This is a genomic window from Streptomyces sp. NBC_01171, from assembly GCF_045039805.1.
In the GTDB taxonomy this organism is placed as follows: domain Bacteria; phylum Actinomycetota; class Actinomycetes; order Streptomycetales; family Streptomycetaceae; genus Streptomyces.
This window is the reverse complement of sequence record NZ_CP108609.1, coordinates 4,148,732-4,169,913: the sequence shown is the minus strand read 5'-3', so window position 1 is coordinate 4,169,913 and position 21,182 is coordinate 4,148,732. Positions and strand designations below refer to the sequence as shown.

At 70.9% G+C, this 21,182-nt stretch carries 21 protein-coding genes; 6 read left to right on the top strand and 15 right to left on the bottom strand.

All coding sequences use genetic code 11. From position 1 onward, the window contains the following. Positions 1 to 5 precede the first annotated feature (5 nt). The 7 genes from OG448_RS19220 to clpS form a co-directional block, all read right to left on the bottom strand. Complete coding sequence (locus tag OG448_RS19220; RefSeq protein ID WP_405555391.1) at positions 6 to 1,811, bottom strand: hypothetical protein; 1,806 nt, start codon at positions 1,809 to 1,811, stop codon at positions 6 to 8. 304 nt (positions 1,812 to 2,115) lie between these two features. Next, positions 2,116 to 3,066 carry a PLP-dependent cysteine synthase family protein gene (locus OG448_RS19215; RefSeq protein WP_405555389.1) on the bottom strand — a complete coding sequence of 317 codons (951 nt, stop codon included), beginning with the start codon at positions 3,064 to 3,066 and terminating at the stop codon, positions 2,116 to 2,118. Positions 3,067 to 3,070: 4 nt separating this feature from the next. Next, entirely contained in the window at positions 3,071 to 3,349 is a 279-nt protein-coding gene (locus OG448_RS19210) for a MoaD/ThiS family protein (RefSeq protein WP_405555387.1), read from the bottom strand. Positions 3,350 to 3,511: 162 nt separating this feature from the next. Next, positions 3,512 to 3,934 (bottom strand): M67 family metallopeptidase, encoded by a 423-nt coding sequence (locus tag OG448_RS19205; protein ID WP_366573311.1) that lies wholly within the window; start codon positions 3,932 to 3,934, stop codon positions 3,512 to 3,514. A 143-nt stretch (positions 3,935 to 4,077) separates the two neighbouring features. Further along, on the bottom strand, positions 4,078 to 5,496 hold the full coding sequence (locus OG448_RS19200) for an amino acid permease (protein WP_405555385.1): 1,419 nt from the start codon (positions 5,494 to 5,496) through the stop codon (positions 4,078 to 4,080). A 376-nt stretch (positions 5,497 to 5,872) separates the two neighbouring features. Then, complete coding sequence (locus tag OG448_RS19195; protein ID WP_405555384.1) at positions 5,873 to 6,481, bottom strand: DUF2017 domain-containing protein; 609 nt, start codon at positions 6,479 to 6,481, stop codon at positions 5,873 to 5,875. A 10-nt stretch (positions 6,482 to 6,491) separates the two neighbouring features. Continuing rightward, on the bottom strand, positions 6,492 to 6,800 hold the full coding sequence (gene clpS, locus OG448_RS19190) for an ATP-dependent Clp protease adapter ClpS (RefSeq protein WP_030810877.1): 309 nt from the start codon (positions 6,798 to 6,800) through the stop codon (positions 6,492 to 6,494). 65 nt (positions 6,801 to 6,865) lie between these two features. On the opposite strand from clpS, the gene OG448_RS19185 reads away from it, so the two are divergent. After that, positions 6,866 to 8,212 carry a nicotinate phosphoribosyltransferase gene (locus OG448_RS19185; RefSeq protein WP_405555382.1) on the top strand — a complete coding sequence of 449 codons (1,347 nt, stop codon included), beginning with the start codon at positions 6,866 to 6,868 and terminating at the stop codon, positions 8,210 to 8,212. Between the two features lie 59 nt (positions 8,213 to 8,271). Next, positions 8,272 to 8,865, top strand: a complete 594-nt coding sequence (locus OG448_RS19180) for an isochorismatase family protein (protein ID WP_405555380.1) — start codon at positions 8,272 to 8,274, stop codon at positions 8,863 to 8,865. Between the two features lie 123 nt (positions 8,866 to 8,988). Here the strand turns inward: OG448_RS19180 and OG448_RS19175 are convergent, their stop codons facing one another. The 3 genes from OG448_RS19175 to OG448_RS19165 all read right to left on the bottom strand — a co-directional run bounded on the left by OG448_RS19175 (position 8,989) and on the right by OG448_RS19165 (position 12,095). Continuing rightward, positions 8,989 to 9,297, bottom strand: a complete 309-nt coding sequence (locus OG448_RS19175) for a hypothetical protein (protein ID WP_405555378.1) — start codon at positions 9,295 to 9,297, stop codon at positions 8,989 to 8,991. 10 nt (positions 9,298 to 9,307) lie between these two features. Further along, the gene (locus OG448_RS19170) at positions 9,308 to 9,613 is read right to left on the bottom strand and encodes a hypothetical protein (RefSeq protein ID WP_405555376.1); all 306 of its coding nucleotides are present in this window, start codon (positions 9,611 to 9,613) and stop codon (positions 9,308 to 9,310) included. A gap of 121 nt (positions 9,614 to 9,734) precedes the next feature. Next, positions 9,735 to 12,095, bottom strand: coding sequence for an immune inhibitor A domain-containing protein (locus OG448_RS19165; RefSeq protein WP_405555375.1), 2,361 nt, complete (start codon positions 12,093 to 12,095; stop codon positions 9,735 to 9,737). A gap of 372 nt (positions 12,096 to 12,467) precedes the next feature. Here OG448_RS19165 and OG448_RS19160 point away from each other — a divergent pair, with 372 nt between their 5' ends. Then, positions 12,468 to 12,761, top strand: a complete 294-nt coding sequence (locus tag OG448_RS19160; RefSeq protein ID WP_405555373.1) for a hypothetical protein — start codon at positions 12,468 to 12,470, stop codon at positions 12,759 to 12,761. A 91-nt stretch (positions 12,762 to 12,852) separates the two neighbouring features. Here the strand turns inward: OG448_RS19160 and OG448_RS19155 are convergent, their stop codons facing one another. After that, positions 12,853 to 13,605: an RDD family protein gene (locus OG448_RS19155; protein ID WP_405555372.1), complete on the bottom strand. Its 753-nt coding sequence runs from the start codon at positions 13,603 to 13,605 to the stop codon at positions 12,853 to 12,855. 60 nt (positions 13,606 to 13,665) lie between these two features. Beyond that, positions 13,666 to 14,916, bottom strand: a complete 1,251-nt coding sequence (locus tag OG448_RS19150) for an RDD family protein (protein WP_405555370.1) — start codon at positions 14,914 to 14,916, stop codon at positions 13,666 to 13,668. A gap of 234 nt (positions 14,917 to 15,150) precedes the next feature. Between OG448_RS19150 and OG448_RS19145 the strand changes: the two genes are divergently transcribed. Next, positions 15,151 to 15,564 carry an SsgA family sporulation/cell division regulator gene (locus OG448_RS19145; protein WP_405555368.1) on the top strand — a complete coding sequence of 138 codons (414 nt, stop codon included), beginning with the start codon at positions 15,151 to 15,153 and terminating at the stop codon, positions 15,562 to 15,564. Positions 15,565 to 15,575: 11 nt separating this feature from the next. Here the strand turns inward: OG448_RS19145 and OG448_RS19140 are convergent, their stop codons facing one another. Then, positions 15,576 to 16,991 carry an FAD-binding oxidoreductase gene (locus OG448_RS19140; protein ID WP_405555366.1) on the bottom strand — a complete coding sequence of 472 codons (1,416 nt, stop codon included), beginning with the start codon at positions 16,989 to 16,991 and terminating at the stop codon, positions 15,576 to 15,578. A gap of 92 nt (positions 16,992 to 17,083) precedes the next feature. Here OG448_RS19140 and OG448_RS19135 point away from each other — a divergent pair, with 92 nt between their 5' ends. Further along, on the top strand, positions 17,084 to 18,562 hold the full coding sequence (locus OG448_RS19135; protein ID WP_405555364.1) for a tetratricopeptide repeat protein: 1,479 nt from the start codon (positions 17,084 to 17,086) through the stop codon (positions 18,560 to 18,562). A gap of 53 nt (positions 18,563 to 18,615) precedes the next feature. Here OG448_RS19135 and hppD read toward each other — a convergent pair whose 3' ends face one another. Further along, the gene (gene hppD / locus OG448_RS19130; RefSeq protein WP_405555362.1) at positions 18,616 to 19,761 is read right to left on the bottom strand and encodes a 4-hydroxyphenylpyruvate dioxygenase; all 1,146 of its coding nucleotides are present in this window, start codon (positions 19,759 to 19,761) and stop codon (positions 18,616 to 18,618) included. Between the two features lie 123 nt (positions 19,762 to 19,884). Between hppD and OG448_RS19125 the strand changes: the two genes are divergently transcribed. Continuing rightward, the gene (locus OG448_RS19125) at positions 19,885 to 20,364 is read left to right on the top strand and encodes an Lrp/AsnC family transcriptional regulator (RefSeq protein WP_405555360.1); all 480 of its coding nucleotides are present in this window, start codon (positions 19,885 to 19,887) and stop codon (positions 20,362 to 20,364) included. Here OG448_RS19125 and OG448_RS19120 read toward each other — a convergent pair. Beyond that, positions 20,361 to 21,152 (bottom strand): S16 family serine protease, encoded by a 792-nt coding sequence (locus OG448_RS19120; RefSeq protein WP_405555359.1) that lies wholly within the window; start codon positions 21,150 to 21,152, stop codon positions 20,361 to 20,363. The genes OG448_RS19125 and OG448_RS19120 overlap by 4 nt on opposite strands. Positions 21,153 to 21,182 lie beyond the last annotated feature (30 nt).

Here is a 21,182-nt window from a genome sequence, read left to right as displayed (position 1 = left end):
GCGGTTCAGCTCGTGGTGACGGCGGTGTCGTCCACGACGAAGCTGGTCTGCTGGGAGGAGTCCTCCACGCCGCTGAACTTCACGGTGACCGTCTGGCCCGCGAAGGACGACAGGTCGAAGGTCTTCTGCGCGTACCCGGAGGCGGCGTTGACGTTCGAGTACGTCGCCAGGGTGGTCGAACCGGCGGTCACGGTCAGCTTGTCGTACGCGGTGCTGCCCGTCTCGGCGGTGTCGATGTGCAGGTAGAAGGTGAAGCTGGCCCTGCAGCCGGCGGGGATGGTCACCGACTGGGAGAGCGTGTCGGTGTGGCTGGAGCCGTAGCCGTCGAGCCACGCCTTGTAGGAACCGGTGTGCGCGGCCTCGCCGGCGTCGTTGTTGATGACCCCGCTGCTGGCGGTCCAGGTGGTGCTGCCGGACTCGAAGCCGGGGTTGCCGAGGAGCTGCGCCGAGGTGCAGGTACCGCCACCCCCGCCGCCGGAGGTGAAGGCGGCCGTGCCGTTGGGGGTGCCCCAGCCGGTCGGGCCGTCGTAACCGGCCCGCGCGGTGCAGAAGTACGAGGTGGAGCAGGAGCCGTTGCTGCCGCTGGTCACGTCGTTGAGGTTCGCGGTGTGGCTGTAGGGGTACTGCGCCGGGTAGTCCGTGGCGCCCGGGGTGCCCGCGAGGGCGTAGACACCGGCGATGATCGGGGCGGAGGCGCTGGTGCCGCCGTAGACCGCCCAGCCGGAGCCGCCGTAGGTGTCGTAGACGGCGACGCCGGTGGCCGGGTCGGCGACGGCGGAGACGTCGGCCTCCATGCGCTTGGCGCAGCCGGTGTCGGTCTGCCAGGTGGGCTTCGGGTCGTAGGCGGAGCAGCCGGAGCCGGTGCCCTCGGTGGAGCTGGTGTGCCAGACGGACTCGCTCCAGCCGCGGGAGTTGGACGCGGTGGTGAGCGCGGTGCCGCCGACGGCGGTCACGTACTGCGAGGTCGCCGGGTACTCGGCGCCGTAGGCGGAGTCACCGGAGGAGACGGTGATGGCGACGCCCGGGTGCTTGAAGTACTGGGTGTCCTCGGTGGTCTGGCCGGACGCCTCGCCGCCGCCCCAACTGTTGGAGACGAACTTGGCGCCGAGGGAGACGGCCTCGTTCTCGGCGATGCCGAGGTCGGTGTCGTTCGCGGAGTTGGCCTCGACCAGGATGATCTTGCAGTTGGGGCAGACCGCGCTGACCATGTCGATGTCCAGCGCCTCCTCACCCGCCCAGCCCGTGTCGTTGGTGGGCAGCGAGGTGGTGGAGCCGGTCTGGCTGACCTGCTTGAAGCAGCCGTTGGCCTTGGTGCAGGCGGACAGGCCGTAGGTGGAGCGGTACGTGCCCAGGTCGGCCTCGGCGTTGGGGTCGTTGTATGCGTCGACCACGGCGACCGTCATGCCGGAACCGCCGGTGGAGGGCAGGCTGTAGGCGCTGTGCACGTTGGCCGGGGAGAGGCCGGAGGGGGTGGCGGCGGCGACCGCGGAGGCGAGCCGCTGCTTGATGTCGGTGCGGCGCTGGGCGAAGCAGGACGCCTGGCCGGGGTGCGCGGTGGCGCACAGATGGGTGGTGGGGACCTTCTGGCCGGCCTTGCCGGTGGGGTGGAAGGTCTGCCGGTCCGGGTCGGTCAGCGCCTTGTGGTTCTGGGTGGTGGGCGAGGTGGCGTGGGACGCGGCCGGGGTGGCGGGTCCGGCCGAGGCCGCGGGGGCCGCGCTGAATCCGGCGACGGAGAGGGCGAGGGCGGGGAGGGCGACGGCGAGGAGTCTGGGCAGACTCCGTCTCCGTCCGCCGGTGCGTGACACACGCATGGGGAACTGCCTCCATGGGGAAGTGGGGTTCTCGCTCTGGATTGGCAGGCACGTGACACGCGTAGCGGCGGCGAGGCGCGGTCATGAGCATGACATTCTCAGACGTCCGGCATGTCGCTGAACGTGACATGACAGGTCGCGGGAGGAACGTAGCTCCGGCGTGCCGAGGCCCGGCAGTACCGCACGGAATTCTTTGCTCCGCCATAGAAAGCGGTTGGCCCCCTCATAGGAGGGGGCTGACGCGATCTTGTGAGCTTCCCGGGTTTGACCGGAAGAAGCCTTGCGGGGAGCGGCCGGAGGAGGGTCAGGCCCAGAGCTGGCCGTGCAGCGTCTCGACCGCCTCTTCGGTGGTCGCGGCGGTGTAGACCCCGGTGGAGAGGTACTTCCAGCCGCCGTCGGCGACGACGAAGACGATGTCGGCGCTCTCCCCCGCCTTGACCGCCTTGCGGCCCACCCCGAGCGCCGCGTGCAGCACCGCGCCGGTGGAGACGCCCGCGAAGATGCCCTCCTGCTGGAGGAGTTCACGGGTACGGGCCACCGCGTCCGCCGAGCCGACGGAGAACCGGGTGGTGAGCACCGAGGCGTCGTACAGCTCGGGCACGAAGCCCTCGTCGAGGTTGCGCAGGCCGTACACCAGGTCGTCGTAGCGCGGCTCGGCGGCGACGATCTTCACGTCCGGCTTCTGCTCACGCAGGTAGCGGCCGACGCCCATCAGGGTGCCGGTGGTGCCGAGACCGGCCACGAAGTGGGTGACGGAGGGCAGGTCGGCCAGGATCTCGGGGCCGGTACCCGCGTAGTGGGCGCCCGCGTTGTCAGGGTTCCCGTACTGGTAGAGCATCACCCAGTCCGGGTGCTCGGCGGCCAGCTCCTTGGCGACCCGGACGGCGGTGTTGGAGCCGCCCGCCGCCGGGGACGGGATGATCTCCGCGCCCCACATGCCGAGCAGGTCACGGCGCTCGCGGGAGGTGTTCTCCGGCATCACGCACACCATGCGGTAGCCCTTGAGCTTGGCGGCCATGGCGAGCGAGATGCCGGTGTTGCCCGAGGTGGGCTCCAGGATGGTGCAGCCGGGGGTGAGCCGGCCGTCCTTCTCCGCCTGCTCGATCATGTGCAGCGCGGGCCGGTCCTTGATGGAGCCGGTCGGATTGCGGTCCTCCAGCTTGGCCCAGATCCGGACGTCGGGGGACGGCGAGAGCCGCGGCAGGCGCACCAGAGGTGTGTTGCCCACCGCGGCCAGCGGGGAGTCGTACCGCATGCGATCAGGCCATGCCGCCGGCCACGGCCGGCAGGATGGTCACGGTGTCGCCGTCCGACAGCTTGGTGTCGATGCCGTCGACGAAGCGGACGTCCTCGTCGTTCAGGTACACGTTGACGAAGCGGCGCAACTGGCCGCCGTCCACCATGCGGCCCTGGATGCCCGCGTGCCGGGTCTCGAGGTCGGCGAACAGGTCGGCGAGGGTCTCCCCGGTGCCTTCGACCGCCTTCTGGCCGTCGGTGTACTGGCGGAGGATGGTCGGGATGCGGACCTCGATGGCCATGGTTGCGGGCTCCTGTTCGAAGGTGTTCGTCGGGGCTGCGGCTCGGTACGTCAGCAGAAGGCGCGCACCACAGTCAGAACCATGGGCTCATCGTATCGATTCCCGGTCCACCGACCGGAATCCTGTCCCGGATGGCGGACGGTTTGTGACCAGGGAGCGGGATCAGTACGCCTCGACGACCTTGACCTCCTCCTCGGTGACCTCTCCGTCCAGGATGCGGAACGAACGGAACTGGAAGTCGCCGAGGCCGTCGGCGTCCGCCGTGGAGACCAGGACGTAGTGCGCGCCGGGCTCGTTGGCGTAACCGATGTCGGTCCGGGAGGGGTACGCCTCGGTCGCGGTGTGGGAGTGGTAGATGACCACCGGCTCCTCGTCGCGGTCGTCCATCTCCCGGTAGAGCTTCAGCAGATCCTGGGAGTCGAACTCGTAGAACGTGGGCGAGCGGGCGGCGTTCAGCATCGGGATGAACCGCTCGGGGCGCCCGGCGCCCTCCGGCCCGGCCACCACACCGCACGCCTCGTCGGGGTGGTCCTCGCGGGCGTGGGCGACGATCCGGTCGTACAGGTCCTGGGTGATGGTCAGCATGCGGGCCAGGATAGGGGGACGGGCCGTCCCGTACCGCAGTGCGGTACGGGACGGCCCGCATGGCGGACGCCTTGAGCGGCGGCCGTCGGGGGTGCCACGAGTACTCCCGGCGGCCAGGCGTCCTGGATGGTCCCTTGGCGGGGCTAGCCCACCTTCTCCAGCGCCGGCTCGTCACGCTCGCCGCTCTGCGGCGTGCGGGACTTCATGATCTTCCAGCCGATGCCGAGCGCGACGGCCCAGACGGCCATCACGTACAGGCAGACGCGGGAGTCGGCATCGTACGCGATCAGGCCGGTGACGAAGAGCAGGAAGACGATGGCGATGTACGAGCAGACCGAGCCGCCCGGCGCCGGGAAGGACGAGGCGGGCAGCTTGCCCGCGACGACCGCGCGGCGGTAGAGCACGTGGCTGATCAGGATCATCAGCCAGGTCCAGATGCCCGCGGCGGTGGCGACGGAGGTGACGTAGCCGAACGCCTTCTCCGGGACCACGTAGTTCAGGACCACGCCGATGCCCATGAACAGCACCGAGACGGTGATGCCGAGCGCCGGGGTCTTGGTGGAGGACAGCTTGGCGAAGACCCGCGGGGCCTCGCCGTTGTCCGCCAGGGTGCGCAGCATGCGGCCCGTGGAGTACATGCCGGAGTTGCAGGAGGACAGGGCGGCGGTGAGGACGACGAAGTTCACGATGCCCGCGCCGGCCGGGATGCCGATCACCGCGAACGCCTTCACGAACGGGCTGACGCCCGGCGCGAACTCGGTCCACTTGACCACGCAGAGGATGACGGTGAGGGCACCGACGTAGAAGAGGGCGATGCGCCAGGGCAGGGTGTTGATCGCCTTGGGCAGCGTCTTTTCCGGGTCCTCGGACTCGCCGGCGGTGACGCCGACCAGCTCGACCGCGAGGTAGGCGAACATGACGCCCTGGAGGGTCATCAGCGAGGAGCCGATGCCCTTGGGGAAGAAGCCGTCGAACTGGTACAGGTTCGCCACCGAGGCGGTGTCGCCGGCGGCACTGAAGCCGAAGGTCAGCACGCCGAGGCCGATGACGATCATGCCGATCAGGGCGGTGACCTTGACCATCGAGAACCAGAACTCCAGCTCACCGAAGAGCTTCACGGAGATCAGGTTGACGCCGAACAGGACCACCAGGAAGACCAGGGCCGTGACCCACCGTGGGACACCCGGGAACCAGTAGTTGACATAGATGGCCGCGGCCGTCAGCTCGGCCATGCCGGTCACGACCCACATCAGCCAGTACGTCCAGCCGGTGAAGTAACCGAAGAAGTCGCCGAGGAATTCGCGCGAGTACTCGGCGAACGAACCCGACACCGGGCGGTAGAGCAGCAGCTCGCCCAGGGCTCGCATGATGAAGAAGATGATCACGCCCGCGAGCGCGTACATGAGGATGAGGCTGGGACCGGCCTTGGCGATGTTCGCCCCGGCTCCCAGGAACAGACCGACTCCGACGGCGCCACCGATGGCGATCATCTGGACCTGCCGGCTGCCGAGCCCTCGCTCGTAACCCTCTTCAGGGGCTTCGGTGACCTTCTCAGAGGCCATGGTGGTGCGCCTTTCTCCATGCCGACCCGTGGCCTTCACTCGGCCTCGGATCGGGTCTCGATCCCCCCGGAACTGATGGAGTGAGCAGGTCACTGACCCGCTCGTGCCTGGCCGACGGTCGCCGGCTCGGTGGCGCACCCGGCCGAACATGGGTGGTGTTCGCCGGGCGATCGTGAAGATTTATCACGGCCGCAATATTGAGCAAAGGGGGGCTCTGTGGCGCACCACACAGGAAGAACCGGACAAAGTACGCCCAAATGCGTCAAAAACGGCCGCAACGGTAACGCGATCGTTATCCGGAGTTGAGCGTCCTCTGAGCGAACACAAAAGCCCCCCTAACCCGCCCCCTACGGGCACACCCGTGCAGAATCGGGCTTTACGGCATCAGGGTCGAGACGAGGGTCTCCTGGAGGCCGCCGAGCCAGAGATAGGCCAGCACCATCGGCTTGCGGGGGTCCTGGTCCGGGAGGCGGTACAGCGGGTCGGTGTCCTCCTCGTCGGAGATCTCCAGCCGGGAGCCGATGGCCAGGCGCAGGTCGTTCAGCGCGGAGAGCCACTGCCGGGACTGCTCGGGCGACAGCTTGAGCACCGCCTCCCCGCCCTCGGCCGACGACGCGACCTGGTCCAGGGTGCGGATGACCGCGAGCGCGTTCTCCCGCTTGCCGGCGCGCAGGTCGTTCTCGGTGTAGCGGCGGAACTCGGCGGAGTGCGCGCGCCGTTCCTCGGCGTCGGCCGGGTCGGCCGGCTCCTGCTCCGGGTCGGTGTAGGCGTCCGGGAAGAGCCGGCGCAGCACCGGGTCGGCGGGCGGCTCGCTGGGGCCCTCGGCGAACAGCTCGGCGAGCGGGTCGCCGCCGGCGTCCTGGGCGGGGCCGGGTCCGATCAGCTCCAGGAGCTGGACGGCCAGCGAGCGGATGATGGAGATCTCGACGTCGTCGAGCGCGACGGTCGCGCCGCCGCCGGGGAGCGGTTCGAAGTGTCCGGGCATCTGTGTCGGTTTACTTCCGGTCCTGCTGGAGGGTGGCCCACAGTCCGTAGCCGTGCATCGCCTGCACGTCGCGCTCCATCTCCTCGCGGCTCCCGCTGGAGACGACCGCCCGGCCCTTGTGGTGGACGTCGAGCATGAGTTCGGTGGCCTTGTCCTTGGAGTAGCCGAAGTACGTCTGGAAGACGTAGGTCACATAACTCATGAGGTTGACCGGATCATTGTGGACGATCGTGATCCAGGGGACGTCCGGCTCGGGTACGGCGAAGGTCTCCTCCGCCGATTCGGTGCGTTCGATCTCTACGGGCGCGGGTGACGTCACACAGCCATGCTGCCACGCACCCCAGAAATCGTCACACTGACGAAATGGGAGTACGCTGTCCTGCCATGAACACAGCGGACCTTGGGCTGCCGGTCGAAGTCCCGTCGACGGCGCTCTTCACGGACCAGTACGAGCTGACCATGCTGCAAGCCGCCCTGAAGGCCGGGACGGCCGAGCGGCGCAGCGTGTTCGAGGTCTTCACCCGCCGCCTGCCGCACGGCCGCCGCTACGGCGTGGTCGCGGGCACCGGCCGGGTGCTGGACGCGGTGACCAACTTCCGTTTCGACGCAGCGATGCTCGCCTTCCTGGGCGAGCGGGGGATCGTCGACGAGCCGACCCTGAAGTGGCTCGCGGACTACCGCTTCCAGGGCGACATCTGGGGCTACCCGGAGGGCGAGGTGTACTTCCCCGGCTCGCCGCTGCTGCGAGTCGAGGGCAGCTTCGCGGAGTGCGTGCTGCTGGAGACGGTGATCCTCTCCATCCTCAACCACGACTCGGCCATCGCGGCCGCCGCCTCCCGGATGGCCTCCGCCGCGGGCGGGCGGCCGCTGATCGAGATGGGCGCCCGCCGCACCCACGAGCTGGCCGCCGTCGCCGCGGCGCGCGCCGCCTACGTGGGCGGCTTCACCACCACCTCCGACCTCGCGGCGGGCTTCCGGTACGGCATCCCGACCGTGGGCACCTCCGCGCACGCCTTCACCCTGCTGCACGACCAGGAGCGGGACGCCTTCCGCGCCCAGGTCGACGCCCTCGGCGCGGACACCACCCTGCTGGTGGACACCTACGACGTCGAGGAGGCCGTCCGTACGGCGGTGGAGGTGGCCGGTCCCGAGCTGGGCGCGGTACGCATCGACTCCGGCGACCTGCTGCTGGTCGCGCACCGGGTGCGGCAGCAGCTCGACGACCTCGGCGCGACCGGCACCCGGATCGTGGTCACCTCCGACCTGGACGAGTACGCCATCGCCTCGCTGGCGGCGGCGCCGGTGGACGCGTACGGGGTGGGCACGCAGTTGGTCACCGGGTCCGGGCATCCGACCTGCTCGATGGTCTACAAGCTGGTCGCCCGCGCCGAGTCCGCCGACCCTTCCGCGGAGCTGGTGCCGGTGGCGAAGAAGTCCAGCGGCGGGAAGACCTCCATCGGCGGCCGCAAGTGGGCGGCACGGCGGCTGGACAAGTACGGGGTCGCGGAGGCCGAGGTCGTGGGCACCGGGGCGGTGCCGGACGAGCTGGCCGACCGCCAGTTGCTGGTGGAGCTGGTCAAGGGGGGCGAGGTCGTCGCGCGCGAGCCGCTGGACGCGGCGCGTGAGCGGCACATCGCGGCGCGGGGGAACCTTCCGCTGTCCGCGACGCAGCTCTCGCGCGGGGAACCCGTCATTCCCACGGAGTACCTGCACCTGCCCTCGGGTAGCTAGTGCGGGAGGCCGGAAGTCTCTAGGCTCGATTCCTTGGACCCCACTCGAAGGACACCACCATGCGCCGCGCCTTGATCGTCGTAGACGTGCAGAACGACTTCTGCGAGGGGGGCAGTCTCGCGGTGGCCGGCGGGGCGGACGTGGCCGCCGCGATCACCGAGCTGATCGGGCAGGCGGCCGGGTCCGGGTACCGGCACGTGGTGGCCACCCGTGACCATCACATCGCGCCGGGCGGGCACTTCGCGGACAACCCGGACTACGTGCACTCCTGGCCCGCGCACTGTGTCGCGGGCACGGAGGGCGTGGGCTTCCACCCCAACTTCGCCCCGGCGGTCGCCTCCGGCGCGGTCGACGCGGTCTTCGACAAGGGCGCCTACTCCGCCGCGTACAGCGGCTTCGAGGGCACGGACGAGAACGGTGCCACTCTGGCCGACTGGCTCCGCGCCCGGGGCGTCGAAGAGGTCGACGTGGTCGGCATCGCCACGGACCACTGCGTGCGGGCCACCGCCCTGGACGCCGCCTCCGAGGGCTTCCGCACGCATGTCCTGCTGGACCTGACGGCAGGCGTGGCCCAGCAGACGACGGACAAGGCGCTGGAGTCCCTCCGGGAGGCGGGCGTCCAACTGACCGGCAAGCCGGTGGTCAACGCGTAGTCCAGCCTGCGGGCCCGCCGTGGCTGGTCGCGCGGTTCCCCGCGCCCCTAGGTGGGCCCAGATCAGCCTCCCCAGGGGCGCGGGGAACTGCGCGAATGTGGACGACGGGCCCGCGGACGACCGCTAACGGCCGAGAATCTCCCGCGCGAGCACACGGGCCCGCGCCCACCCCTCGTCCTCGGCGAGAGCCGACAGACTCCAGTGGTCCACCGTGTGGTCGGCGCTCATCTCCGCGAAGACCGCGTCGATGGCCCGCAAGCCGGGCAGGAGCCCCTCGCCGAGCCGCCAGACGTCGTCGAACATGAGCGCGATCTCATCGCTCCCCACCCCGGCCCGCCGCACCCACTCCTGCTGCTCCTCGGCAGAAGCGGCCACCAGCGCGAGCGCCTCCCGCACCACCCTCACCCGCCGAGCGGCATCCCCCTGATCCATCCGGCAGACGCTATCCCTGAACCGCAGAGGATCGCAGCGCCCGGATGGGGCGCCACAGGCCCGTGCCCTCCACCGGGGCCGTGCGCCATATGAGGCCGTCGGGGTGGTGGAGGACGGCGGTGATCTCGTCGGGGGTGGGTGGGGCGGTGTTGCCGCGCAGGAACACGGACCACAGGCCGAGATTCCGCAGCCGGGTCAGGGCCCGCGCACGGTTGCCCGCATGGACGAGAACCCGTACCCCGGCGGCGCCGTGCGGCAGGTTCACCGCTACCACGACCGTCCCACCCGGCAGCTTGCAGAATCCTCCTGCGGCCATGCGGTCACATCCCCGTTCAGTCAGGTGTCAATAAGCGATCCACAGGACGCACCTAAACACGATCGGCGGCGACCCGCTAGGGGGTCACCGCCGATACGTCTCTGACCTGCGAAGATGTCGCTTACTTCGCCGCGGGCCCGACTTCCAGCTCGATCGTGGAGCCGTCGTCCGCCTGCTTCTTGATCTTGATCTTGGTGTTGGTGTCAGTGACCTTCACACCACCGGTGGGGTTCGACGGGTCCCAGTACGTGTGCGCGCGGTCGTTGAAGACCGACACCCCGTTCTGCGCCTTGATCTTCGTCGCCTTGCCCGCCTTGTGCAGCGTGATGCCGTCCGTCGGGTCGAGCGAGAACGGCGAGTCGTACGCCTGCATCCGGTTCCGCAGCAGCGTCCCGTCGGACCACTTCAGCGCGGTCGGGTGCGCGTCGACCGGCAGGATCAGACCGGTACCCGGGTGACCGTCGGTGTCGTTGGTGTTGTTGTCCGCCTGGGAGGTGTCCCACTTCCAGATCAACAGGCCGTCCTGGTACGGGTAGTGCTCCACCCAGTCGGGCCGGTCGGTACCGGTGTAACCGAAGTTGTACGGACCGACCTTCAGCGTCTTGTCGTACGACACGTACCGGCGGTTCTCCGCGAGGTAGTACTGCGCGTAGTCCTTGGTGAAGGACGCGCCGATGCGGGAGAACCCGGTCGCGGACCAAGAGGCGTCAGCCGTCTCGGCGTTGTCGGAGAACAGCGGCGCACCGTCCGCGGTGACCGTGATCTCGTCGGCCGCGAAGCCCTTCAGCGCCACACCGCCGTCGGTCTGGTAGCGGAAGCGGAGCTGGATCTTCTTGCCCGCGTAGGCGTCCAGCGAGTACGACAGCTTCTTGTAGCCGTCGAGGGTGCCGGTCAGCGCGGGCTTGTCGGAGCCGTCGCGCGGGATCGGCTGCCCGTCCACCGTGCCGTCCAGAGCGGTCCAGTTGGCGCCGTCCGTGGAGACCTCGGCGTAGAGGTAGTCGTAGCCGGCCTCGATGTCGTACCAGCCGTCCAGGCCCAGCGTGGCCTTGGACTTGCCGGTCAGGTCGACCGAACGGGTCAGCGTGTTCTTGAGGTTGTCACCGCTGCCGCTCCACCACTGGGTCGCGCCCTGGGCCGGGGTGACGATCTCGGTCTTGACCGCCTTGTCCGGCAGCGAGACCAACAGGGCCTGGCGGTACTTGGTGTTGTACTCCGCGAGACCGAGCTTGTGCCAGGAGGAGACACCCGCCTTGGCGGTGTCGTAGGTCAGCCAGCCGAGCTGGAGCTTGTCCCACGCGTTCATGTCGCCGGGCAGGTCACCGATGGAGTCCTTGCCGGTGCCGAGCCAGGAACCGGAGGACATCAGGGTCCAGAAACCGGTGGAGTTGTCGCCGCCGGCGGTGTCGTACTCGTCCGGCAGGCCGAGGTCGTGGCCGTACTCGTGGGCGAAGACGCCGAGCCCGCCGTTCTCCGGCTGGATGGTGTAGTCGCCGACCCAGACACCGGTGTCGCCGACCGGGGCACCGCCGAGCTTGTTGCCCGCCGGGCCGGTCGCACCCGCGTCGGTGCCGAACGCGTACCAGCGGTGCGCCCAGATGGCGTTCTCGCCCTCGGCGCCGCCGCCCGCGGACTCGTCCTCACCGGCGTGCACGATCTGGAAGTGGTCGACGTAACCGTCCGGCTCGTTGAAGTCGCCGTCGCCGTCGTAGTCGTAGCGGTCCCACTGGTCGTACTGGGCCAGGTCCGCCTTGATGGCGGCGTCCGACTTGCCGGCCGCCTTCTGCCCGGCGACCCAGGACTTCAGACCGTCGCTGACCACGTTCCACACGCTGGTGCAGTTGGTCTGGCCGCAGGCGTTGTTGCCGTAACGGGCCTCGTTGTAGGGGACCTTGACCCAGTCCGAGACCTCGCCCTCGACCGAGTAACGGCCCGAGGACTGCTTCTCGTAGTACTTCTTCAGGGACTCGGTCTTGGCACCGGTGCCGAAGTAGAGGTCCTGGTAGTGCTTCTGGTTGTAATCCGCCTGCCAGGCCGTGGAGTTGTCCTTCTTGCGGTCCGGCGCGGCGATCTTGTTGTGCAGCGGGCCGGGGGTGCCGCCGAACTTCGGGTCGGTCTGGTCCCCGAACTCCACCAGGATGGTGAAGATCTTGTCGGTCTTCTCCCGGCTCAGCTCGACGTACTTGCTGTCGCCCTTCTTGCTCCTGAGCTGGACGACCTTGGAACCGTTGCGCTCCTTCGCCGTGGCCTTGCCCGCGATGAGCTGGTTCAGGGCCTCCTGGCGCTGAGCGTCCTGGGTCTTGCTCAGCGGGCCGTCGAGGTCGTGCTCCCGCTGTCCGGCCGGAGCCGGGTCGTGCCGGTTCTCGGCCGCCGGGCGGGGCGTCGTGCTCGCCTCGGCCACGGCGAACGTGGCGAAGGTGGCGGACGACGCCGCGAGGGCCACGCCTATCGCTGCGGCTCTGAACGTCCAGGGTCTGCTGGTCACTTGAGATCCTCCCCCGCGCCGCGCGCACGGCAGGAGGGTTCCGGACCTTGGAAGATTCCGTGCGCGCACGATCAACGCGTGTAGTCAAGTGCCGCAATTTGACTAGAGGTTCAGCAGAAAAGACAGACCTTGACTTGTGCAGGACAAATGCACTATGCGGAGTTGGCGTCCGCTTTACGAACACGTGGTACGGCCGAACGGGCGCGTGCATCACCCCAGTTCGGGTGGACCATGACTCCGTGCGCCCCCTGTGCACCGCCCCCCGGGGTGAGGCGGGGCTTACCTGGCACAGGACTCGGGCATGCACGCGAATAGAGTCGAAATGGCGCCCCCGCACACCCCCTACCCCCGTCTTCCGAGGACACGATTGCCATGCCTCGTCCGACCGTCGCACAGCTCGCCTACGGTTCCTGCACCGTGGTCCTCTCCACCGTCGCCATGCTGGCCCTGTCCCAGACCAGTTCGGGCATCGGTGTCGCCGTCATCGCGCTGGCCGCGCTCGCGCTCGGGCTGCTGGTCGCCATGACGGTGCCGCTGCCCCGGCCGCGCCCGACCCGGTCCGCCGCCGCCACCGGACCGGCACCGGCCGAGCCCGCCCGGCTGGCCGAGCGCCGCCACCCGGTCGGCGCCTCGGCGGAGTCGGTACGCGGCCGCGCGGCGTCCTGAGAGCGGCCGCCCGCCCGAGACCACACGCCGGAGCGGCGGGCCGGGGACTCCTCCCCCGCCCGCCGCTCCGGCGCGCCGCGCCCCGGCCCGGTCAGGTGGTGGCGACCACCACCGTCTTCGCCGCCTTGTCGTGCAGGCCCTGCTTGTACGGGCGGTCGAAGTAGCTCCAGCCGCCGCAGATCGCGGTCCATACACAGGCGCAGCAGAAGGCGAACGGCAGCCACAGCACCAGCGCCCGGATCAGCGAGGACTGCCGGGAGGGGGTGGCGCCGTCGTGCAGGTTGGCCACCCGCATCTTGAACCAGCGCATGCCGAGCGTCTGCCCGGTGCGGGCGATCAGGATGGTGTCGTAGGCGATGTACAGCACGGCGGCGATGATGGACTGGCCGAGCGACTTGCCGACCTCCATCCGGTCCCCGTTCACATCGTACTGGTGCACCCCGAAGGCCCAGGTCAGCAGCCAGACGGCGATACCGACGATGATCATGTCGATGATGCGGGCGACGGTGCGCTTGCCGCTGTCCGCGAGCGGGGGCATGCCGGCGAGGGGGTCGCCGGGGCGGCCGGGACCCTGGGGGCCGCCCCCGTACGGGCCACCGCCTCCGTAAGGACCGCCGCCATAGGGCCCACCCGACCCGTAGGGGCCGCCCGTCCCGTAGGGGTCACCCGACCCGTAGGGGCCGCCGCTCTGGGGCGGGGGCTCGCCGCCGGGCGGCGGGGGCTGCTGGGCGCCGTACGGGCGGTCGTACGGCGAGCCCGACCCCTCGTCCGACGGGGGCCGCTTCCTCAGCGGGTCGTCGTCGGGGGGCTGCGGTCCGGAGCCGGGGGGCGGTTCACTGCTCATGGCACCGAGTCGACCGCGAACGCGGGGCCGCCGCACCCGGCGGGGGCCGTACGGGGGACGCTATTCGGCCACGAAGGTGTGCGCCGCCTTGTCGTGCCAGCACTGGCGCCACGGCCGGTCGAACAGCCCCCACAGCACACCGATCACCCCGATGACGAGGAGGCCGGGCAGGCTGTAGACCAGCCAGCGGCGCAGCGCGGCCCCGAAGGACGGGGGCTCGTGCCCCTCGATGTCCCGCACCTGGATGCCGCACAGCCGCTTGCCCAGGGTGCGGCCCCAGCGGGCGGTCGGCAGCACCTCGTACACCACCCCGAAGACGATCAGGACACCGAGCACGAGGGCGAGCGAGACGCCGGTGGTGCCGTCGAGCAGCCAGACGGTGACGGTACGGCCGGACAGCCGGGCCGCCTCGATCTTGCTCTGCGTGTGGTCGACGGCGCGGACGCCGAGGGGCACCGCGGCGGCGGCCGTGACGGCGCCGATGAAGAGGTTGTCGATCAGTCGGGCGGCGAAGCGCCTGCCGAGTCCGGCCGGGCGGGCCTCCGCCTGGCGCCGGGCCGCCGCGAGGAACGGGTCCTCCACCGGCGGCTTCCACGGCGCCACGGGCTGCTCCTCGCCCGCCCCGGCCAACTGGTGCACCTGCTGTGCCCAGGACGCCTGCCCGCCTCCGGGACCGGGGGCGAGGGGGCCTCCGGCCCGGGGCGGGAGTACGGGGGTCACGGGGGCGGGCGCGGCCGGCTGCGGGAAGCCGGGCCGGTCCCCGCCGGGCTGTCTGCGGGGCTCCGCCGGGGCGGGCGTCCCCTGCCCCGGCACCTGGGGCGCGACGGCTGCCCGGGCCGCCGGGCCGCCGGCCGCGTCCGGGGCGGTCCCGAATCCCACCGGTCCGGCCGCAGGCCCCTGAGCCGCGCCTGGGGCCTGCCCCTGCGCCCTCGTGGCCCCGGCCTCCGCGGCGTCCCCCGCCCGCACCCGCCGGAACGTCATCGTCCCGTCGTCCCGCTGAACCCCCGCCGCCGGACCCGGAGTCGGCCGCCGGAAGAGGAACGTGTCCGGGGGTGCCTCGCCCTGGGCCGCCGGACCGTCGGCGGAGCCGCCCTCGTCGAAGAAATGCGGACCCGTCTCCTCCACAGGGGGCGTGTCGGGGCCGGAGGTTGACGGCGCAGTGAGCGGTTCGCCGTCCGCGGGGGCGGGGCGGCTGGTGCCCGGCACCCAGGCGGTGCCGTTCCAGTAGCGGACGTAGCCGGGGATGGACGGGTCCGGGTAGTAGCCCTCGCGGGGCCTGTCGTCACCGTGGGCCGGCGTAGGGGCGCTCATGTCCGTCGTCCCGTATCTGCTCGGGGGTGGAAGGGAGCCTCCACATCTATCAGACCCGGGGCGCCCCTTACCCCTCTCCGGCCGGAGCCGACCCCTTCCGGGCGATGCCGGGGACCTCCCCGGCGCCGGTTGGAAAGAAATTTCCGGGAACCCGCGTAATGACCGCGCCCCTGCCCCCTCTCTCCTGGCACGGGCCCGTCCGAGCGGCCCCCGGTCACATGAAGGAGACAGGTCATGGAGCACACGGTGGTGGAGCGCGAACTGGAGCTGCGGCTCATCCTCTCGCCCGAGCGGAGCATCCCGGTCCCGGCCCGGCTCGCCTACCGGTCCGACGACCCCTGCGCCGTCCACATCACCTTCCACATCAACTCCGACTTCCCCGTGCACTGGACGTTCGCCCGCGAGCTGCTGGTGGAGGGCGTGTTCCGGCCGTGCGGGCACGGGGACGTGCGGGTGTGGCCGACGAAGGTGAACGGCCGCAGCGTGGTGCTGATGGCGCTCAGCTCGCCGGACGGCGACGCCCTGCTGGAGGCGCCCACCCCGCAGGTGTCCGCCTGGCTGGAGCGGACGCTGCGGGCGGTGCCGCCGGGCGCCGAGGCCGCCCAGCTCGGGATCGACGACGCGCTCGACCAGTTGCTGGCCCGGTGAGGGGCCACGGCTCAGAAGAGCTTGCCGGGGTTGAGGATGCCGAGCGGGTCGAAGACGTCCTTCACGGCCCGCTGCATCTCCAGTCCCACGGGGCCGAGTTCGCGCGCCAGCCACTCCTTCTTCAGCACGCCCACCCCGTGTTCGCCGGTGATGGTGCCGCCGAGTTCGAGGCCGAGCGCCATGATCTCGTCGAAGGACTCGCGGGCGCGGCGGGACTCGTCCTCGTCGAGGGCGTCGAAGCAGACGGTGGGGTGGGTGTTGCCGTCACCGGCGTGCGCGCACAGGCCGATGGTGAGGTCGTACTTGGCGGCGATCCGCTCGACGCCCTCCAGCATCGCGCCGAGCCTGGAGCGGGGCACGCACACGTCGTCGATCATCGTGGTGCCCTTGACCGCCTCCAGCGCGACCAGCGACATCCGCCGCGCCTGGAGCAGGAGTTCGGACTCGGCGGCGTCGTCGGCGACGACCACCCCGGTGGCCCCGGCCGCCTCGCACAGGGCACCGACGGCGGCCAGGTCGGCGGCGGGTTCGGGGGTGTCGAAAGCGGCCAGCAACAGCGCCTCGGTGGTCTCCGGCAGACCCATCCGGGCGAAGTCGTTGACGGCCTTGACGGTGGTGCGGTCCATCATCTCCAGCAGCGAGGGCACATGCCCGCCGGCCATGATCGAGCACACCGCGTCACAGGCGTCGGCGGCGGTGGCGAACTCGGCGGCCAGCACCAGTTGCCGGGGCGGCTTGGGCCGGAGCCCGAGCACCGCGCGGACCACGATGCCGAGCGAGCCCTCGGAGCCGACGAAGAGCCGGGTCAGGTCGTACCCGGCGACGCCCTTCGCGGTGCGGCGGCCGGTGGACATCAGGCGGCCGTCGGCGAGGACGACGTCCAGCCCGAGGACGTACTCGGCGGTCACCCCGTACTTGACGCAGCACAGGCCGCCGGACGCGGTGCCGATGTTGCCGCCGATGGTGCAGGTCTCCCAGCTCGACGGGTCAGGCGGGTAGTACAGGCCGTGCTCCTCCACCGCGCGGGAGAGCACGGCGTTGACGACGCCGGGTTCGACGACGGCGATCCGGTCGACGGGGCTGATCTCCAGGATGCGGTCCATCTTGGTGAGGGACAGCACGATGCAGCCCTCGGAGGCGTTGGCCGCGCCGGACAGCCCGGTGCGGGCGCCCTGCGGGACGACGGGCACGCGCAGCGCGGTGGCGGTGCGCAGCACGTGCTGGACCTGTTCGACGGTGCGTGGCAGGACCACGGCGGCGGGGGCCCCGGCCGGGCAGAAGCTCGCCATGTCGTGCGCGTAGGAGGCGGTGACGTCGGGATCGGTGAGCACGGCCCCGGCGGGCAGCCCCGCCAGCAGCGCTTCGGTGAGGGTCTCGGCGGGCGCGATGTCGCCGTCGCGGGGTGCTTCGATACGGCTCATGATCACAGCGTGTCACTCGGGGCCATCGGTGTGAACCCCGCACGCGCCGCCCTTGGGCCACCCGGATGTGCTCGTCATATTGACGCACAGTGAACGGCATGGCGAAGAGACAGTACGGCGACGCGCGGCCCGGTACGTCCCTGGTGGCCGAGCCCCCGCCGCGCAGCCCCCGGCGATGGCTGCGCCGCACGCTGCTCACGGTGGCGGCGGGCGGGGCCGCGGCGGGTGTGGCGCTGACGCTGCTGCCGCGCGAGGCACCGCAGCGGGCCCCGCACCGGCCCCCGGCGCCCGCGCCCGGACCGCAGGCGCGGGCGCTGACGGCGGTCACCACCGGCGTCCCCGCGGCGCTGCCCGACCTGACGGAGCTGATCACCCGGCAGGAGAGCGGGGTACGGGCCCGCCCCGCCGACGCCCGCGCCTGGGCGGTGCTCGGCACGGCCTACGTGGCCCGGGCGAACCGCACGGGCGACGCGGCAGACCTCCCGCGCGCCGAGCGGGCGCTCGGCGCCTCGCTGACGGCGCGCGGCACGAAGAACACCGAGGCGCTGGCCGGGATGACCGCGCTGGCCAACGCCCGCCGGGACTTCGCGTCGGCCAAGCGGTACGGGGAGCAGGCGCTGAAGCTGACCCCGAAGCGCTGGTCCGCGTACCCCCCGCTGATCGACGCGTACAACGGGCTCGGTGACTACACCGCCGCCCGGAACACCCTGGACAAGCTGATGGCGCTGCGCACCGCCCCCGCGGACCGGCCGGCCGTGATGGCGCGGGCGTCGGCCGTGTACCGGGACCGGGGCTGGCGCGAGGACGCGCTGGCCCAGCTCACGGACGCGGCGGCGGCCGCCGGTACGCCCGCGGAGCAGGCGGCCTACCGCGCCGGCGTCGGCCAGTTGGCCTGGGAGCGCGGCGAACTCCCCGAAGCGCTGCGCCAGTTCACCGAGGCCCTCCGCCTGGACCCGGCCGAGGCGACGGCGGGCGCCGGCAAGGCCCGCACCCTCGCCGCCCAGGGCCGCACCGCCGACGCGCTCACCGCGTACCGCGAGGCCCTCGCGGAGCGACCGGACGCGGAAGTCACGCTGGAACTGGCCGAGTTGTACGAGGCGCTGAACCGCACCCAGGACGCCGAGGCGCAGTACGAGCTGATGCGGAAGCGGGCGGAGAAGTCGGCCTCCGACGGGGTCGACGAGGAGCTGCTGCTCGGCCGGCTGGAGGCGGACCACGGCGATCCGCAGGAGGCGGTGACCCGGCTGCGGGCGGAGTACAAGCGGCAGCCCGGCATCGAGGTGGCCGACGCACTGGGCTGGGCGCTGCACCGGGCGGGTGAGGACGAGGAGGCGCTGACCTTCGCCACCACGGCGACCGACAAGACCAAGGGCGGCGGGGTGCGCAGCGCGCTGCACGACTTCCACCGGGGCATGATCGAGTTCGAGCTGGAGCGGTACGGCTCCGCCCGGCGGCAGTTGGAGGACGCCCTGCTGGTCAACCCGGCCTTCTCGCCACTGTGGGCGCCCGAGGCGCGGGCCGCGCTGAAGGACATGGGTGAGGTGACCGAGGGGCCACTGCCCGCCGACGTGCTGTGAGTTGGGGGCGCGACCGCTCCTCGCGCCCCCAACTCAGCCTGTGCGGAGTCGGGTTACAGGTTGCCCCGCTTCTCCTGCTCCCGCTCGATGGCCTCGAAGAGGGCCTTGAAGTTGCCCTTGCCGAAGCCCATCGAGCCGTGGCGCTCGATGAGTTCGAAGAACACCGTCGGCCGGTCCTGGACCGGCTTGGTGAAGATCTGCAGCAGGTAGCCGTCCTCGTCCCGGTCGGCGAGGATCTTCATCTCGCGCAGCGTCTCGATCGGCACGCGGGTGTCGCCGACCCACTCGCCGAGGGTGTCGTAGTAGGAGTCCGGGGTGTCGAGGAACTGGACGCCGGCCGCGCGCATGGTGCGTACCGTCCGCACGATGTCGTTGGTGGCCAGTGCGATGTGCTGGACGCCGGGGCCGCCGTAGAACTCCAGGTACTCGTCGATCTGGGACTTCTTCTTGGCGACGGCGGGCTCGTTGAGCGGGAACTTGACCTTCAGGGTGCCGTCCGCGACGACCTTCGACATCAGCGCGCTGTACTCGGTGGCGATGTCGTCGCCCACGAACTCCTTCATGTTCGTGAAGCCGAGGACGTTGTTGTAGAACGCCACCCACTCGTCCATCTTGCCGAGTTCGACGTTGCCGACGCAGTGGTCGATCGCCTGGAAGGTGCGGCGGGCGGGCGGCTCGACGATCGGGTCGGCGGCGACGAAGCCGGGGAGGTACGGGCCGTCGTAGCCGGAGCGCTCGACCAGGGTGTGCCGGGTCTCGCCGTAGGTGGCGATGGCGGCCAGGACGACAGTGCCGTGCTCGTCCTTCACCTCGTGCGGCTCGGCGAGGGGGCGGGCGCCGTGCTCGACGGCGTAGGCGAACGCGGCGCGGGCGTCCGGGACCTCGATGGCCAGGTCCACCACGCCGTCGCCGTGCTCGGTGACGTGCCGGTCGAGGAACTCGCCCCAGGGGGTGGCGGGGCGGATCACCGAGGTGAACACGAACCGGGCGGCGCCGTTCTCCAGGACGTAGCTCGCCGTCTCGCGGCTGCCGTTCTCCGGGCCGGAGTAGGCGACCAGGCGCATGCCGAAGGCGCTGGAGTAGTAGTGCGCGGCCTGCTTGGCGTTGCCCACGGCGAAGACGACCGCGTCCATTCCCTTGACCGGGAAGGGGTCGGCCTGCCGGGCGGTGTCGGGAGTGTGCTGAGTGGTCTGCGTCATGCTCGAAGGGTGGCCCCGCTCTGCAAGGTGCGCAATAGTTCGCGTATTCGCTGGTCACTCTGTTCAGCCTTACGGCGGTACCGGCGGACTTTCTGTACAGGATGACCATCCGGGGAGGGCGTCGTGGCGATCGATCATCTGGACGGGCAGATCATCGTGCTGCTGGCCGAGGAGCCGCGGATCGGTGTGCTGGAGATGTCCCGGCGGCTGGGGGTGGCGCGGGGCACCGCCCAGGCCCGGCTGGACCGGCTGCGCTCGCGCGGGGTGATCCGGGGGTTCGGGCCCCAGGTGGACCCCTCGGCGCTCGGCTATCCGGTGACCGCGTTCGCCACGCTGCAGATCCGGCAGGGGCAGGGGGCGGACGTACGGGCGTACCTGGACGGGGTGCCCGAGGTGCTGGAGCTGCTCACCACGACCGGCACCGGGGACATGCTGTGCCGGCTGGTGGCCCGCTCCAACGCCGATCTGCAACGGGTCATCGACCGGGTGGTCGGCTTCGACGGCATCGTGCGGGCCTCCACGGCGATCGTCATGGAGAACCCGGTGCCGCTGCGCATCATCCCGTTGGTGGAGCAGGCGGCGGGAGAGTTCGAGGGGGACTAACAGCTCGGGATCTTGCCCGTGCCCTTCTCCAGGGCGACCAGGGAGTCCACGGCGCCGTCGAGGTTCGTGACCGGGACCAGGCGCAGGCCCTTGGGCAGGTTGGTGTGGGCGTCGGCGCACTCGGCCTTCGGCACCAGGAAGACGGTGGCGCCGTCGCGCCGGGCGGCCTGCGTCTTCAGGGCCACCCCGCCGACCGCGCCGACCTTGCCGTCCGCGTCGATCGTGCCTGTACCGGCGATGGTCCGGCCGCCGGTGAGGTCGCCCCCGCTGCCGTCGCCGTCCAGCTTGTCGACGATGCCCAGGCTGAACAGCAGGCCCGCGCTGGGCCCGCCCACGTCGGCGAGGCGCAGGGTGACCTTCACGTCGTCGGGGTCCTTGCGCAGATGGTCCAGCGCCGCGGTGGTCGCCGCGTCCTGCGACTGCCGCATCTGGGCGGTGTTGTGCTTCTCGATCTCCTTGACGGTGTCCCCGGTCGGGTACACCGCGTCGTACGGCATCACCGCGCGGTCGGTACGGAACCAGTTGTCGACCACCTGCCCGAGCGACACCCGCGTCCCCGGCGAGGTCGCCTCGATGGTCGTCATCCGCAGCTCGCCCGACGTCTTCCGGGTCTGCGCCCCCGCAACCGTGATCACCGGCGTCCCGTCGTTCTTCCCCAGCACGTTCGCCGTCATCCCCGGCTGAGCCACCGAGAACGGCAACGGCGCGAACACCGCGACCGCCACCAGCCCCACGACAGGCAGGGAGCACAGGGCGATGGTCCGGGAACGCGAGAGACGTGAGAGCACGGAGTAAATCTAACGCGCGGCTGCTGCTGC